Raw genomic sequence first — 16,411 nt, 5'->3', positions numbered from 1 at the left:
CCGGCTGCGCATAATTGCCAGTTACACACTTTCGTTGCAGACTCATATTGGACAGCTGCGAGCATGTGAAAGTACCAACCTTCCCAACCTTCCATGTTCAAGTGGCTTTGGCAATCATGGCCTATTTCACTGTGGCATCCGTCAGATTTGCTGCGCACCTGCCTGCGTCAAACGTATCTGGATCTCTTAGGCTCAACTTCGTTTACAACGCACTAACACCAAATGATTTGCCTCTCCCGCCGTTCTTGAGAGTCGAGGGGTTGATTCCGAACTGCTTACGAAACGCCGTGGCGAAATGGCTAGCGTTGGCATAGCCCAGGTCCGAGGCGATGCGCATCACGGATTCATCGCCGCTCATCAAGCGGCTGCGCGCCTGGATCATCCGTGCTTGCTGGAATACGCCGTAGACGCTGTTGAAGAACAGTTGGCGGAACCCGCGTGTCAGCTTGGGCTGGCTCAACCCGGACTCACGCGCCAGCTCCGACAGGCTCGGCGCCTTGCCCAGGTCCTCGAGCAGACGATCACGAGCACGCACAAGCCGTTGGCGGTCGGTGTTACTGACGCGACAGGTACATTCGGCGTCCTGGCGTGCTTCCAAGAACAGACTCACCAGGGTGACGCTTTGCCCGTAAAGCCACAGACTGCTGCGCGGCTGGGCGGACGGCAGGCTGGCGCCCTGCTCCATCGCGGTGCCGAGCATATGCGCGGTAGCGCTCATTTCGCCGCTGCGATGACCATAGAGAAAGCAATGATCACAGGCCAGCGCCTTGTTCAGCAGCGGGTCGAGTTTGAGTTCCCACTGCGCGAGTACAGCGGGGCGGATCATCACGGTGATGTTATCGATCTCGCCATGCTGGTAATAAAGGCCATGGCGGCACCGCCCGAAGCTGATGCTGCCGGCGCCCTCGTCAATCGCATAGCGCCGTTGCCGGCGCCCTTCCTGAAAGCTGCACGCGGCCTTGCCCTTGAGCAGGTTGGTGAAACTGAAATGGATGCAATCGCTGTCGTCCTGCAAGGGCAACTCGATCGGCTGTTCGAACGTGCTTTGCCACCGCACGATGTCCAGCCCGTCCTGCAGCGACACGCGGGTGACGCGACAGTGCGCCCCTGGCCCGAGGTCGCTTCCATATCCTCCCGTAATGATTCGCGAGACCGGCATCGGCTCCCCTGCGCCTCCTTGAACGGCTGACATCGTAAATCTCCTGGCTGACCGGATACGGCTCAAATCAGATCACATCGGGGCAGATATATGCAATTGATAATTATTAGCATTTGTCGCGCTGCACAGGCTCCACCAAATCGCCGCTGCCAGCCCGCAACGCGCGCCGATCAGAATCCTCAGTCAAGGTCCCATCATGTCTGCACGATGCAACACGACGGCTACCCGCCAATCTTGCTACAAACGTAATACTATAACAATAGTCGTGAGTTTGACACTGGCCAATTCGGCGCTCGCCGCCGCCACCAGCGAGCCCGTGCAACTGCCGGCCTCGACGGTAACTGCGCGGATGGAGCAGGAAGACCCGAAGGAAGTGCCCATCAGCCTCAGCGTGATCAGCGGCGAGCAACTGCGCACCCAGCGTCTCGACACACTGGAAAGCGCGCTGCGCAATACGTCCGGCGTGAGTGTCAACTCCTCCGGAGGCCCGAATGACTTCAACGTGCTGATCCGTGGCGTCGGCTCGCTCTACCAGATGTCGATGGATGACAGCTCGGTGGCGTTCAATATCGATGGCGTGCCAGTGTCGTCGCGCAGCCTCGGTTTCGGCACCCTCGACGTCGAGCGCATTGAAGTGCTCAAGGGGCCTCAGGGCACGTTGTCCGGTGCAATTGGCCAGGCGGGCGCGATGAATATCACCACGCGCCAACCTACCCGCGAACTTGAGGGTTATGTGCGTGGCGAAGTCGGCCAGGAAGGCCAATTCCTCACCGAAGGCGCCATCGGCGGGCCGATCAGCGACAGACTCAGCGGTCGCCTGGCTGTGCGTCGTGCCGGCTATGACAACTGGATCGACAACGACCAGACTAACCACCCCATCACCAAGCCGCGTAACGATGCCTACCGAGGCAGCTTGCTCTGGGACCTTAACGATGACACCCATGTGTTGGTCAGCACCGAACGCCAGAAAACCAAGCGCGCCACCAACTCGCTGGTGTTGCGCCCTTACGGCAGCGACCCCAGCCTGGACCTGACGCCAGGCCTGTTCGACGACAACTACAAGACCACCGAGCGCTATACGCTCAAGGTCGATCACGACTTCGCCAACAGCCGCCTGACCTCCACCACCGCCACGTCCACCGCCGACTTCGAAGGCCTGATCGCCTACGACAACAAACTCATGGGGGCCCTGTACGGAACCCCTAGCGAATTCTGGGTGGTGGACAAATCCTTCGAGCGCAGCTGGAGCCAGGACCTGCACCTGAGCTCGCTGCCCGACTCCGACGTGTTCTGGGTGGCGGGCCTCGCCGCCAGCCGCAACGAGCGCAGCTACGACACTCCACGCAACACCTACGGCACCACCGGCGCCAAATACCGTGACTTCACCACCACCACCTACGCCGGCTACGGCGAAGTCACCTTCCCCCTCACCGAGCGCCTGAAACTCACCACCGGCTATCGCCACTCCTGGGACCGCAAGACCTACGGCGGTCAGTACTTCTCTGGCAGCAGTGCGGTGCAAGACTCACGCAAGCTGACGGACGACTACGGCACCGGCCGCGTCGCCCTGAGCTACGCCTACACGCCGCAAACCAACGTCTACGTGCAACTCGCGCGGGGCTATAAATCCGGTGGTTTCAATGACTATGCCTCGCAAGTCACCGACAGCGAACCCTACAAAGCCGCCGTCAGCAAAGCCGCGGAACTGGGCTTCAAGAGTGAAACCAAAGACCGTCGCGGCAGCCTCAACGGTGCGCTGTTCTTTACCCGTGTGCACGACGATCACCTGCTCGGCTACGACGCAGCAACCTTCGCCACCAATGCCTTCAACGCCGACACCCGCACCCGTGGTGCCGAATTGGAAGGCAGCTGGCGTTTCGATTACGGCCTGACCCTGGCCGCCAGCGCCACCTACCTCGATGCCAAGATCACCAGCGGCGTGCAAGGCATCCAGGCCGGTGACGTCGCTGCCGGCAACCGCACCCCGGATGTTCCGCGCTGGAGCGGCAACTTCAACGCCAGCTGGAAAAACCCACTGGGCACCTTCGCCAGCCTCGGTGAAACCACCCTCAACACCAGCCTGAACTATCACTTGGTGGGCGAGCGCGCAGCCGACCCGCAAAACCACTTCAACCTGGACAACTACGAGAAACTCGACCTGCGCGCGGGCCTGGAAAGCAAATACGGCGAAGTCTATGCCTTCGCCGACAACCTGCTGAACCAGACTTACGACACCTACGGTTTCTACAGTGACCCGTTGGCCTACGGTGCACCGGCACGCCGCCGTACCTTGGGCGTAGGCTACACCTATCAGTTCTGACCCGCCCCCGTCGCCGGCAAGCCGGCTCCTACACCAATGGCAACCTGTAGGAGCCAGCTTGCCGGCGACGGCCACAACTGGGGTTCAGAACTGGTAGCTATACCCCACGCCTGCCGAACGCCCGCGTCCTGGCATGCCGGTCAGTACCTGGTCGGTGGAGTACGAGCCGTACAGGTCGTAGCGTGCATCCAGCAGGTTGTCGCCCCACAGGTAGATCTCTGAGCCGCCACTCTCCAGGCCCAGGTGCAGGTCAAGTTTGGCGTAGCCCTTGAGGTCGTAGTGGTTCTGCGGGTCGGCCGGGCGGTTTTTCTGTACGCGGTAATTGAGCAAGGTGTTCAGGCGTGGCGCCGGCAACCCGAGCAAGGCCCCCAGGTTCTTTTGCCAGGCGACGCTGAAGTTGCCGCTCCACAGCGGCACATCCGGCACGCGACTGCCCGCCGCCACGTCACCGCCGGACACACCCGGCGCATCCGACGTTACCACCGAATTGGTGTAGCTCACGGCACTGCCCAAGGTCAGTTCATCGGTGACGTGCAAGGTGGTCGACAGCTCAGCGCCCTTGCTGCGGGTGTCGGCATTCACTGCGCTGACCGCCAGGGTGTTGAAGTCGTAGCCCAGCAGGTGGTCGTCCTGCACGCGCGTGATGAACAACGCCCCTTCCAGGCTCAGGTCGCCCCCGGCACTTTCATGTTTGAAGCCTAATTCGGCGGAATTCACCTTGGCGGCCTTGTAGGGCTCGCTGTCCTTGATCGACGTAGCGTAGTCGTTGAACCCCGCCGACTTATAGCCCCGTGACAGCACCGCGTACACGTTGGTCTGCGGCGTCAGCGCGTAGCTCAGCGCCACGCGTCCGGTGCTGTAGTTGTCCTGCAAACGCCGGCTGTCGCTGATCTGCGCGCCGCCACTGGAATAATCGGCACCATAGGTCTTGCGGTCCCAGGTGTGGCGCAGGCCGGTGGTGAGTTTCCAGTCTTCGGCAATCGGGTACGTCACCTCGCCATAGGCCGCGTAGCTGTTGGTGCTGAAGTCGCGCAACTGTTGCGCGCCATTGGTGAAGTTGTTGGAATCGAAACTGCGTTCGGAGCGCGACAGGTTGAGACCCGTCACCCAAAACACATCGGCATCCGCCAGTGATCCCAGGCGCAGGTCCTGGCTCCATACCCGCTCATGGGCCGAGTCTTCGATCAGGTATTCGAACGGGGAACCGTACAACGCCCGCGTGATGTTGCGATCGTAGCCTTTGACGGCATTTAAGTCGGTGCTGGTGTAGGCGCTGATCGAGGTGATGCGCGACTGCGCCAGGTCGTGGTTGAGTTCGAAGGAGTAACGCTCGTTGGTCTTCTGGTTGCCATCAAAGGTACCTGGCGTGTAGTCCAGGCTCGGGCGATTGCCAAACGGACGCAGCAGTTCCAGGCCCGCATAGTGCTCGGCGCGCTGGCGCTCGGCGGTCAAAAGGCCGGTGGTGCCCTGGTCGTTGTCCCACAGCAGGCTGCCGCGCAGGGCCAAGTCACGTGGTTTGGTCAGCGGGTCGCCGTCCTGTTGGTCATCGACCCAGTTATCAAAGCCGCTGCGGCGCACCGCGATACGCCCGGCCAGCGAGTCGGTCAACGGCCCGCCCACGGCGCCTTCCGTCATGAACTGGCCTTGGTTGCCCACTTCGCCGCGCACATACCCCTCCAGCTCGCGCGTCGGTTTGCGGGTGGTGACGTTGATCGCGCCCGCCTCGCTGTTGCGCCCCAGCAAGGTGCCCTGCGGGCCCTTGAGCACCTCCACCTGCTGCACGTCGAGCGTCGCCAGCGCCGCATTGCGCACTGACATCGGCACGCCGTCCATATTCAACACCACCGAACCGTCATCCATGCTCATCTGGTTCAGTGAGCCGACACCACGGATACGCACATTGGCGTCATTGGCGCCGCCCCAGGAGTTCACGTCCACCCCCGGCGTGGTGCGCAGCGCATCTTCCAGGGTGCGCAGGCGCCGGGTCTCGAGGGTTTTCCCATCGATTACCGAAAGGCCAAAGGGGATGCCCTTGGCACTCTCCTGACTCAAGCGCGCGCTGACCGTCAGCGGTGCCAGTTCGATGGCCTCCGCGGAGGCCTGCGGCTGATAGTCAGCGGCATAGGCCGTGCACATCTGGCTGGACAAGCCCAGCGCCATGGCCTGGGTCAAGACGTTGGCCCGCCAGCCGAGGGGACGGCGCAGCGGCTGGATAAACAGTGCAGATGACATGACAAAGCTCCAAAAGGCAGGGATGGTTCGAATTCATTGCGCAGGGCCCCAGCGCTCAAGCGCAGCGGCAATCGCGTGAGGATCAGGCGCGCCCAACAAGGGCTGGATCGCAGCCGGCCATCCCTGGCCGTTTCGGATGGCGGCGGTCATTGCCGTCAGTTGTTCGGGGTTTTGTTCGGTGGTCCATGCCAGGCTCGCCAGCGCTGCATAAGTGGCGGCCCAACCCTGCTCGCGGGCATCAGCCAGGGTGCCGACGGGTTCGCCGTCATTGCCCAGCGCGCGGGTCAGGTCATCGGCCATGAGTTTCACCAGTGCCGCGCGCGCCTCAGGACCGTCTACATCCGCCACACACAGCAAGCCGATCGCGCCCGCCACGCCCTGGCTCAACCACAGGTAACCCGGCACTTGGCGCAGGTCGCTGGCGTCAATCAACACCCGACGGGCAAGCAGTTCGGCAATATGCGCACGGCGTGCCGAACGCCCGACGCCGGTCGCGGCCACGTCCCAATCCGGCGATTGGGCGAGCAACAGCTGACCGTGGCTCAAGCGGCTGTCGCCCATGCCGGTCGGCCACTGGCTCACGCCCTCCACCACCGGGCGACTGCCCAGGCGTCGCGCCACACAGGCGCTCATCAGGTCCAGGTCTTCGCGCACTTCAACAGCCGTTTGCTGGCGGCTGGCATCCGCCTTTGCCTGCAAGCTGTAGGCAAAATCCAAGGGCGCCGCGCTGTGACCGTTGAAGTCCTGTCCATCAATCTCAACTTGCCATTGCCAGTCGCCCGCCGGCGCGATGGCCTCCACGGCGACGGCGGAACCTGCCGCCAAGGTGGGCACGTCGGCTGCCAAACCGACCTCGCTGCGTTGCATCGGCGCACGCAGTAGCCGCTCACTGTCCAGCCCCAGGCGCGGCATAACGCGGCGCGCTTGCAGCCACACACCGTGCGGCCCCAACCAGAACGCTTCGCCTTCCGACGGCCAGCCGTTGGCGCTGACCGTCCAGTTCAATACCACAGTGCAGGCGTTCGTCGCACAAGGTACCAGGGGCACGCGCAGGTGCTCGGTCGCCTGTTCGAACGTGACCGGTTGCCCCATCACGCTGACTGCCGTCACCTGCAAGCCTGGCGGCAACTCGGCATCCAGTTGGTTGGCCACCACGGCGTCCAGCGTCCACTGGCCCTCAACCTGACGCGCAGCAGAATCCACGCGCAGCTGCACGCGCCCACCCGCCACCTGCCAAGCCGTTGCGCCCGGCAGCCAGCGCTGTTCCCAGGCGGCGCGATCAACACGCTCCTCGGCCACCGATTGGTAGTCGCCCTGCTCCACCAGGTGATGGTGCAAAGCCACGCCACTGCCCAGCAGACTCAAGGCGCCCAGGGCCAACACGCCGAGCGGCAACGGCTGGCGCACGTCAGCGAAACGGCGGCGCTCGGGACCGCGAGGTAACACCAGTGCCGCCACGCCGACCATCACCGCGCAACCTGCAAGTTTCCAGCCTGCCAGGGTGCCGAGATACGGTAACCAGGGCGCCCAGCCGGCGAGTTGCGACAACGCCACATGCGCCGGTATCCCCATCGCATAGGCGGGGTAGCTGACCAGCCCCAATTCGTGGTTGAGCACCAGGAAAAACGTCAGCAGCATCGACGTGGCGTACGCGAGCCCCGAGCGGCGAATCAACGCGTGCAGCAGCACCGTCAGCGCGGCCAGTTCCAGCAGCGGCGGCGCGAACACCAGCGCTTGGTAGACCAGTACAAAGCCCGGCGCCAGGCTATCGGGCGCAGCGATGGCGCTGATCAGCAGGCTGGCAATGCCTGGCACCAGCGCCAAGGTCAGGGTCGCCAACAACACACAGGCCGTACGGCCGAACAATCGCAGCCAGGTCGGTGCGGGGGTCGCCTGCAACATCGCCCCGAGGCCTTCGACGTCATCACGCCGACACACCAGGCCCACCAGCGCCGCGATAATAAAGGCGATCACCAGGAACAACGCGCTCGACAACAGCGGCAGGGTCAGATCCGCCCGTGGCACCATCGGCCCGCGCGCATGCCACACGCCGTGGACAAAACCACTGAGCACGCCCATCACCAGCAGCAAGCCGAGCGCCACCCACCAGATCCGCCGTGCAAACAACTGGCGTACCTGCCAGCGCGCTTCATGCCACAACGCGTGCGTCCAACGACTGGCCGTCAACGGACCCGGCAATTGCACGTCACGGCTGCGCAGCATCGGCGGTTCCGCCAGCACCGCACCGCTGAGCCGGCCCATCAGGCCCTGGCGCGTGGTGCGCGCCAACACCACGGCCAGCACCAGCAGCGGCAACACACACCACAACGCGCGGTTGAGCCAGAACCCTGGCGTCAGCGCCAGCAGCGACTGCGACTTCTGCGCGGCGCTCCAGGTTTCGACCTGGGCCTGGGCAAAGGTAAATAGCGACGGGTCCAGGCTGGCCGCCAACAGCGGGTTGATATGCCCGCCCTTGAGTACGACCACCGCAAACATCCACAGCAGCATCAATACCGTCGCCAGGGCAAAGGGCGCAGCCAGGCCACGGCTGCGCAACGTCAGCAGGTAATACAACGCACCGATCCCCGTACTCACCGGCAACAACAAGGCGACCCAGGCAAAGGCCAACGCCGACCACACCGGCGCACCGATACTCGCCGCTGGTACCCAACCGAGCCAGCCCAATACCGGGCTGACCAGAAAGCCAACAATCAACGCACTGGCGAGCAACCCACCCACCAGCGCCGCGCCGATAAAACGCCCCCACAGTAGCGCCGGCAGCGACAGCGGCAAGGCCAGTAGCACCTCTTCTAACTGCGCCTTGCGGTCGCGCAGGGCCGGCTGCGCAAACACCCAGGCCCAGGCAAAAAACAGGAAGAACATGCAACCGCACGACATCAAGTAAATCAGGCTGGGTGCATTGCGGGCAATGTCGCTGGCGCCCATTTTCTGCACATAGTCGGCATTCGTCAGGGACATCAGCAGGTAGCCGGTGAGGCCAAGAAACACCAACAAGGGAATGCCACTGCGCAGCCCGGCGCGGACTTCCACCCAGGCTTCACGCAACAGCAAGGCGAAGGTATTCATGCGTCCACCGCCTCGCCGGCCTGGGCCAGCGCCAGGTAATAGATATCCTCCAGGCGCGGCGCGTGGGGGCTGAAACGCGGGTCTGCCGGACGCTCGCCGTGCACGATCACGCGACTGCCTTGCGGGCTGGCGGCCACATGCAATGCTTCGGGCAACGATTCACCACGGCTGAACGGCGCTTCCCACAAGCGGCCCTGTTCGGCAGCGAGCAAGTCGGCCGGGCGACCTTCGACAATAATCTGCCCGCCGGCCAACACCGCCAGGCGGCTGCACAGGTTCTCGACGTCTTCGACGATATGGGTCGAGAGCAGCACGATGGATTCGGCGGCGACATCCGCCAGCACTCGATGAAAACGGTTGCGTTCGGCCGGGTCGAGGCCCGCCGTTGGCTCATCGACGATCACTAGGCGCGGCGAGCCCACCAGTGCCATGGCGATACCGAACCGGCGCAACATGCCGCCCGAATAGGTCGCCAACGCACGGTGGGCCGCCTGCTGCAAGTTGACCTTATCCAGCAGGGCCTCGATTTCCTCGCGGCGCTGGCGGTTATCGGTACGGCCCTTGAGCCAGGCGAACCGGTCGAGCAAATCCCGCGCACTCACGCCGGGGTACGCGCCCAGTTGCTGCGGCAGGTAACCCAGGCGGCGACGCAGATGGTCGGGGCCGCGTAGAACGTCCACGCCGTCCAGGTGAATGCTGCCGGCGTCCGGCAGCTGCAGGGTCGCCAGGGTGCGCATCAGGCTGCTCTTGCCGGCGCCGTTGGGACCGAGCAAGCCATACATCCCGGGGCCAACACTCAGGTCCACGCCGCGCAACGCTTCGACGCCATTGTTGTAGCGCTTGCGCAGGCCGCGCACTTGTAAACCCGAATCGACAGACATCCGCAACTCCATGAAGAGGCCCTGCAAGAGGGCGGCGAGCGACGGTAGTCAAGGCCGTGGGCCGGGCTCTACCCGATTCAAGTCATTTTCCAACCGCATCGCGCGGCGTATCGGCGCCATGTCCCGCAACTGCGCCCGTGCAATCGGCACTGGGCAAACGGATACGGGGCAAAAACGATTCGATCCGGGTAGTCGCCAAAATGAGAATGACTAGCATCTCCCCCATGCATTTGCCTGCCCCCAGCGCCTGGGCCAACCCCGGCCCGGGCCCTAGCGATGAGAAGACGTTGAGCCATGGCCACTCCCAGCACCTCAACCGCAACACTGCTGCGCCAATCCCTGTCCGACGCCCTTGGACTGCCCGCCGACCAGGTGCCCCTGGAGGCCAACCTGATCGAATGGGGCCTGGACTCCGTCACCCTGATCCGTCTTGCCGGCCAATGGCGGCGCCAGGGCCTGGCCGCGCGTTTCGCCGACTTGGTGGCGGACCCGCGCCTATGTAGCTGGCTGGCCCTGCTTGACACCGCCCCCACGGCCCCCGCGCCGGTCAGCGCTGCTACCGATGACGGGCTGCCGTTTGAACTGGCGCCGATGCAGCACGCTTACTGGATCGGTCGCGCCCCTGGCCAAGCGCTGGGTGGCGTGGCCGCGCACTTCTATAACGAGTTCGATGGCCACGACGTTGACCCGATACGGTTGGAAGCCGCGGTGCGTGCCCTGCTCGCGCGGCACCCGATGTTGCGGGCGCAGTTTCTCGATGACGGCCGCCAGTTGGTCCTCGCGCACAGCCCGTGGCCGGGGCTCACGGTGCATGACCTGCGCCAGGCCGGCGCCGAACAGGTGCAACAACGGATGGCAGCCTTGCGCGCCGAGCTGTCCCATCGCAAGTTGGCCGTGGAGCAAGGCCAGGTGCTGGATATCCAGCTGTCGTTGTTGCCCGACGGCACCCGCCTGCACCTGAACCTCGACATGCTCGCCGCCGATGCCTTGAGCCTGCGCACCCTGCTCGGCGACCTGGTGCTGTTGTACCGCCAACATCCCCTACCCGCGCTGGACTACACCTTTGCCCGCTACCTGGCTGACCTGCGCCAGGAGCAGGCCAGCACCGAGCAGCGGGATCGTCACCAACAGGCGCGCGACTACTGGTTGCAGCGCCTCGATCAATTGCCCGGTGCGCCGAGCCTGCCGATCAAGCCCCAGGGCGATGACCGCCAGGTCTGCCGCCGTCACCATTGGCTGCCGCCGTCAGAACGCCAGGCATTCGAACGCCAGGCGCGGGAGCATGGGCTCACGCCGGCCATGGCGTTGGCGGCGGTGTTCAGTGAAGCTCTTGGTGCTTGGTGCGATACACCCGAGTTGCTGCTCAACCTACCGCTATTCAACCGCACGCCGCTGCATGCCGACGTTGATCGCCTGGTCGGGGATTTCACTTCGTCGATCCTGCTGGCCTGGGACGGCCGGGTCGCCGGCACGTTTGCCGCACGCGCCACCACCCTGCAACGCCGCTTCCACAGCGATGTCGCACACAGCGCGTTTTCCGGCCTGGAGGTGTTGCGTGAACTGTCCCGCCAACGCGGTGAACAAGTGCTGGCTCCCGTTGTATACACCAGCGCACTGGGCCTGGGTGAGCTGTTCGCCGAGGGCGTACAGGCCAGCTTCGGCCAGCCGGCCTGGATCATTTCCCAAGGCCCGCAGGTGTGGCTCGATGCGCAAGTCACCGAGCTGGACGGCGGCATCCTGGTCAACCTCGATGCGCGTGAAGGGCTGTTCGCCGACGGTGTGCTGGATGGCGTGTTCAAGGCCTATACCGACCTGCTGCAACGCCTGTGTTTTGACCCGGACGCCTGGCATCAGGCACCGCCTGCGCTGATCCCCGCCGAGCAACTGGCCCTGCGCCAAACCATGCAAGGCCAGCCTGCTGCCCTGCCCGTCAAGCGCCTGCATGAGGCTTTTTTTGCCCAGGCACGCCTGACGCCCACCTTGCCCGCGCTGCTGCAGGGCCACTCTACCGTCATCGGCTATGGCGAGCTGGCCGAGCGGGCCCTGCAAGTTGCAGCGTACCTGGAAGACCAAGGCATCCAGCGCGGCGATGTCGTGGCGCTGCAACTGCCCAAGGGCCCCGAGCAAGTCATCGCGGTACTGGGCATCCTCGCCTGCAGCGCCACGTACCTGCCGATCGGCATCGACCAGCCCGACGCACGCTGCCAGAAAATCTGCGAAAGCTCAGATGCGCGGTTGCTGCTCAAGGCCCTGCCACCTGCGGGCCCCGCGCTGGACGCGCCCCGGCCCGGTGCGGTCAGCGACCTGGCCTACATCCTCTATACCTCCGGTTCCACTGGCGAACCCAAGGGCGTGGAAATCAGCCACCTGGCCGCCGCCAACACGGTGGAAGACCTGCAACGACGCCTCCAACTGACCGCCGATGACCGCATCCTCGCGCTCTCTGCGCTGGAGTTCGACCTGTCGGTGTTCGACCTGTTTGCTGCGCTGTCCACCGGCGCGGCGGTGATTGGCATCGAGCCCGAAGCGCAGCGCGATGCCCCGCGCTGGCGTGAACTGGCCTTGCAGCACCGCGCCAGCGTGCTCAACTGCGTGCCGGCGTTGCTGGACATGTTGCTCGGTTGCGCCCCGGCCGACGCGCGCCTGCCGCTGCGTGCGGTGTTGCTCGGCGGTGACAAAGTCGCCCCGGACCTGGCGCCACGGTTGTGGGCCCAGGCGCCGGGCTGTCGCTTCATGGCCTTGGGCGGCGCCACCGAAGCGGCGATCCACTCGACGCTGTTCGAAGCCCTACCCGGCCAGCCATTGGCTTGGCACTGCCTGCCTTACGGCAAACCGCTGGACAACGTCAGCCTGCGCATCGTCGACCACCAGGGCCATGACTGCCCGGACTGGGTGGCCGGGGAGCTGTGGATCGGCGGCGCCGGGGTGGCCCAGGGTTATCGCGGCGACCGCGTACGCAGCGCCGCACGTTTTGTCGATTATCAAGGCCTGCGCTGGTACCGCACAGGCGACCGGGCGCGCTACCACCCCGACGGCACTGTGGAGTTCCTCGGGCGTAGCGACTTTCAGCTCAAGCTACATGGCTACCGCATCGAGGCCGGCGAAGTCGAGCAGGCGCTGCTGGCCTGCCCAGGCGTGGAGCACGCGGTCGTGTTGCTGACCGGCCAGCAATTGGCGGCGGTGGTCCGTCTGGCGCACGACGCCATGCAGCCTGTGCAGATCGACCTGCCGGGTCTGGCCGAGCGCCTGCCGGCGTATATGATTCCCTCGCTGATCCTTGGCTGCGCGCAGCTGCCCTTGACCGGCAACGGCAAGGTCGACCGCAAGGCCTTGCACGCGTGGCTTGCCGAGCATAGCCCGGTGCAGCAGGCCAACCTGACGGCGCCCTGCGGCGTTATCGAACAACAGGTGGCCCGCGCCTGGCAGCAGTTGCTTGGCTGTGGTGAGGTGTGCCGCGAACACAGCTTCTTTGCCCTGGGCGGCGACTCCCTGAGCGCCACCCGCCTGGTGCGCCTGCTCGCCGAACAAGGGCTGGGCGGTGCACGTATCGCCCAGGTTTTTGCCAAGCCGGTACTGGCGCAGTTTTGTGTCGACCTGCATCAACAGGCACAGGCCGAACCCGCACACACCGTTGTTGCAGATCTGGCGCAACGCCACGCGCCCTTCCCTATGACTGAGGTGCAGCAGGCCTATTGGCTGGGCCGCGACCCCAGCCTGGTGCTGGGGGGCGTGAGTTGCCACTTCTACCGTGAATACGACGTCGAGGACCTTGACCTGCCACGCCTGCAACACGCCTTGCAGTGCTTGATCGAACGCCACGAAATGCTGCGCGCTGTGTTCGATCACAGTGGCCAGGCGCGCATCCTGCAACAAGTGCCGGCCTTCGTGATCGGCCAGGGCCACGCCAGCCTGGAAGAGCTGCGTGAACACTGTGCCCATCGCGTGTTCGCCCCTCACCAATGGCCGCTGTTCGATGTGCAAACGGTGCCCCACGGCCGGCACACACGCCTGGCGATCAGCCTGGACAATTTGATCCTCGACGCCCTGAGCATCCTGCGTTTCTACACCGAACTCGATGCGTTGTACCGCGAGCCCGACATAGCGCTGGCCCCGTTGGATCTGTCGTTTCGCGATTACCAACTGCAGTGCGCCGCAGCACCTGAAGAGCTGCACGCCGCGCAGCGCTTCTGGCAGGAACGCCTGCCCGAATTGCCGCCGCATCCGCAGTTGCCGCTGGCCGCCGACCCCGCCAGCCTGGGCCGACCACGCTTTGAACGCCTGCAAGGGCAGATTGATGCCAGCGCCTGGCAAGCGATCCTGTCCAAGGCCCAGCAACAGGGGCTCACCGCCTCGGCGGTACTGCTCTGCGCTTTTGCCGAAACCCTCGGCCGCTGGAGTGCACGCCCGGACCTGAGCCTCAACCTCACACTGTTCGATCGCCGCCCCGTACACCCTCAGATCGACCAGGTAATGGGCGACTTCACATCGCTGACCCTGCTCGGGTATGTGCCCGTGGCGGGTGATCGCTGGGTTGACCGTGCACGGCGTACGCAACAATCCCTGGGCGAGGCGTTGGAGCATCGCTGCGTGGGTTCGGTCAGCCTGCTGCGCCAGCTGGCCCGGGGCAATGGCGAGCAACAGGTGAGCATGCCGGTGGTGTTCACCAGCGCCCTGGGCGTCCCGGATGGCACGGCGGCGCCGGTGGACGGCCCGTTTGCCCACCAAGTGTTCGGCCTGACACAAACCCCGCAAGTGTGGCTCGACCACCAGGTCGTCGAAGCCAACGGTGGCATTGCCCTTAACTGGGACCGTGTGGTCGGCCTGTTTCCCGAAGGCCTGGTTGAAGCGATGTTCGACGCTTACCTGCAGAGCCTCAACTGGTTGGCCGAGCACACCTGGGACAGCGCGCCACCCGACCTGCTGCCCCAGGCCCAAGCGCAGCGGCGTGCCCAACTCAACGCCCCGGTCGACTGCGTGCCGGGCGACCCGACGCTGCACCAGGGTTTCTTTGAACAGGCGCGCCACGCTCCGCAGCGCCCCGCCTTGTTATGGGGTGAACACGGCACGCTGAAGTACGGCGAACTGGCCGACCGCGCGCTGCGTATCGCCCACAGTCTGATCGACGCAGGTGTCGCACCCGGCGACCTGGTGGCCGTGTCCCTGGCCAAAGGGCCGCAGCAGGTAGCCTGTGTGCTGGGCATTCTGGCGGCCGGCGCCGCCTATCTGCCGGTGGGTGTCGATCAGCCATTGCAGCGCTGCCAGCGCATCCTGCAACAGGCCGGCGTGACCCTGATACTCGCCGAGCACGACCCGCAACTGCCCGGCGTCAAACACCTCAAGCCCTCCACCGCGTTGAAGGCCGAACCGCTGGCGGCGCCACGGCCTCTCGCAGCGGGTGAACTGGCCTATGTAATCTACACCTCCGGCTCCACCGGCCAGCCCAAGGGCGTGGAAATCACCCACCGCGCGGCGATGAATACCGTGGCCGAGATCAACCGCTGTTATGGCGTCCAAGCCGCCGACCGGGGCCTGGCACTGTCGGCGCTGGACTTCGACTTGTCGGTGTATGACCTGTTCGGCCTGCTCTCGGTGGGCGCCGCGGTGGTGCTGATCGACGAAGACCAGCGCCGCGATGCCCGCGCCTGGCTCAAGGCATTGCAACAGCACCGCGTGACCCTGTGGAACAGCGTGCCGGCGCTGCTCGACATGCTGCTGGAAGCCAACGCTCAAGACCGCCAGCCCCTGGACCTGAGGGTCGCTCTGCTGTCCGGCGACTGGATAGGCCTTGATCTGCCGCAACGCCTGCAAGAGCAGGTCCACGGTTGCCGCTTTATCGCCCTCGGCGGTGCGACCGAAGCGGCGATCTGGTCGAACCACTTTGAAGTACGCCAGGCAATGCCGGGCTGGCGTTCGATCCCCTACGGCGTGCCGCTGGCCAACCAGGCCTACAGGGTAGTCGATGCCCTGGGCCGTGACTGCCCGGACTGGGTCACGGGGGAACTGTGGATCGGCGGTGCCGGCGTCGCGCGTGGTTATCGCCACGCGCCGCAGCTGAATGCCGAGCGATTTGTCGATGGCTGGTACCGCACCGGTGACCTCGGCCGCTACCACCCCGATGGCCTGTTGGAGTTTCTCGGGCGCGCCGACAGCCAGGTGAAGGTCCGTGGCCATCGCATCGAACTGGGCGAAATCGAAGCCGCCCTGGCGCGTCACCCCTGTGTGAACAGCGCCGTGGCGCTGGTCGCCGACCACCGACTGATGGCCGCCGTTACGGCCAGCACCTGCGTCGAGGTGCTCGCACAGCATCTGGAGCAGTGCCTGCCGGCCTACATGCGCCCGGAACAGATCCTGGTGCTGGAACGCCTGCCCTTGAGCAGCAATGGCAAGGTCGACCGCCGTGCGCTGCTCGCTCCCTTGAGCGCCGCTGCCCAGCCACGGGACGCGATGGATGAGCAACCACTGAGCGCCGGCGAACAGGAGCTCGCCGAGCTCTGGCAGCACTTGCTCAAGGTGCCGAGCGTCTCGCGCCACGACAACTTTTTCCGCCTGGGCGGCGACAGCCTGCTGGCCACGCGCTTTCTCGAAATGCTGCGCAGCCGTCTGGGCGTGGAACTGCCCATGGGCCAGTTATTCGGTGCCGCCAGTCTGCTGGAAGTGGCGCAGACCCTCGAACGCCTACCCACCCCGCACACCGTTGAAGAAGGCGTTATCTGATGCCCGCGCAACCACCCT

At 64.9% G+C, this 16,411-nt stretch carries 6 protein-coding genes; 2 read left to right on the top strand and 4 right to left on the bottom strand.

The window, feature by feature from the left end; genetic code table 11:
* Positions 1–202: 202 nt before the first annotated feature.
* Positions 203–1,192 carry a helix-turn-helix domain-containing protein gene (locus BFQ04_RS10400; protein ID WP_065950740.1) on the bottom strand — a complete coding sequence of 330 codons (990 nt, stop codon included), beginning with the start codon at positions 1,190–1,192 and terminating at the stop codon, positions 203–205.
* Positions 1,193–1,424: 232 nt separating this feature from the next.
* Here BFQ04_RS10400 and BFQ04_RS10395 point away from each other — a divergent pair, with 232 nt between their 5' ends.
* Positions 1,425–3,479, top strand: coding sequence for a TonB-dependent receptor (locus BFQ04_RS10395; protein ID WP_083217955.1), 2,055 nt, complete (start codon positions 1,425–1,427; stop codon positions 3,477–3,479).
* A gap of 84 nt (positions 3,480–3,563) precedes the next feature.
* On the opposite strand, the gene BFQ04_RS10390 is transcribed toward BFQ04_RS10395, so the two are convergent.
* Genes BFQ04_RS10390 through BFQ04_RS10380 form a run of 3 tightly spaced genes read right to left on the bottom strand, consistent with a single transcriptional unit; the run spans position 3,564 to position 9,679 of the window.
* Positions 3,564–5,711, bottom strand: a complete 2,148-nt coding sequence (locus BFQ04_RS10390; protein WP_065950738.1) for a TonB-dependent receptor — start codon at positions 5,709–5,711, stop codon at positions 3,564–3,566.
* A gap of 33 nt (positions 5,712–5,744) precedes the next feature.
* Positions 5,745–8,798 (bottom strand): hypothetical protein, encoded by a 3,054-nt coding sequence (locus BFQ04_RS10385; RefSeq protein WP_065950737.1) that lies wholly within the window; start codon positions 8,796–8,798, stop codon positions 5,745–5,747.
* Positions 8,795–9,679, bottom strand: coding sequence for an ABC transporter ATP-binding protein (locus BFQ04_RS10380; RefSeq protein WP_065950736.1), 885 nt, complete (start codon positions 9,677–9,679; stop codon positions 8,795–8,797). Before BFQ04_RS10380 ends, BFQ04_RS10385 begins: the two co-directional genes overlap by 4 nt.
* Positions 9,680–9,973: 294 nt before the next feature.
* Between BFQ04_RS10380 and BFQ04_RS10375 the strand changes: the two genes are divergently transcribed.
* On the top strand, positions 9,974–16,393 hold the full coding sequence (locus tag BFQ04_RS10375; protein ID WP_065950735.1) for a non-ribosomal peptide synthetase: 6,420 nt from the start codon (positions 9,974–9,976) through the stop codon (positions 16,391–16,393).
* Positions 16,394–16,411: the final 18 nt, after the last annotated feature.

The organism is Pseudomonas sp. 37 R 15 (genome assembly GCF_900004865.1).
Taxonomy (GTDB): domain Bacteria; phylum Pseudomonadota; class Gammaproteobacteria; order Pseudomonadales; family Pseudomonadaceae; genus Aquipseudomonas; species Aquipseudomonas fluorescens_AM.
This window is presented reverse-complemented; position numbering and strand designations above follow the sequence as displayed.

Excerpts from the sequence above, each read along its gene's own strand:
- BFQ04_RS10400 (WP_065950740.1), bottom strand. The coding sequence starts at position 1,192 with ATGTCAGCCGTTCAAGGAGGCGCAGGGGAGCCGATGCCGGTCTCGCGA.
- BFQ04_RS10390 (WP_065950738.1), bottom strand. The coding sequence starts at position 5,711 with ATGTCATCTGCACTGTTTATCCAGCCGCTGCGCCGTCCCCTCGGCTGG.
- BFQ04_RS10385 (WP_065950737.1), bottom strand. The coding sequence starts at position 8,798 with ATGAATACCTTCGCCTTGCTGTTGCGTGAAGCCTGGGTGGAAGTCCGC.
- BFQ04_RS10375 (WP_065950735.1), top strand. The coding sequence starts at position 9,974 with ATGGCCACTCCCAGCACCTCAACCGCAACACTGCTGCGCCAATCCCTG.
- BFQ04_RS10380 (WP_065950736.1), bottom strand. The coding sequence starts at position 9,679 with ATGTCTGTCGATTCGGGTTTACAAGTGCGCGGCCTGCGCAAGCGCTAC.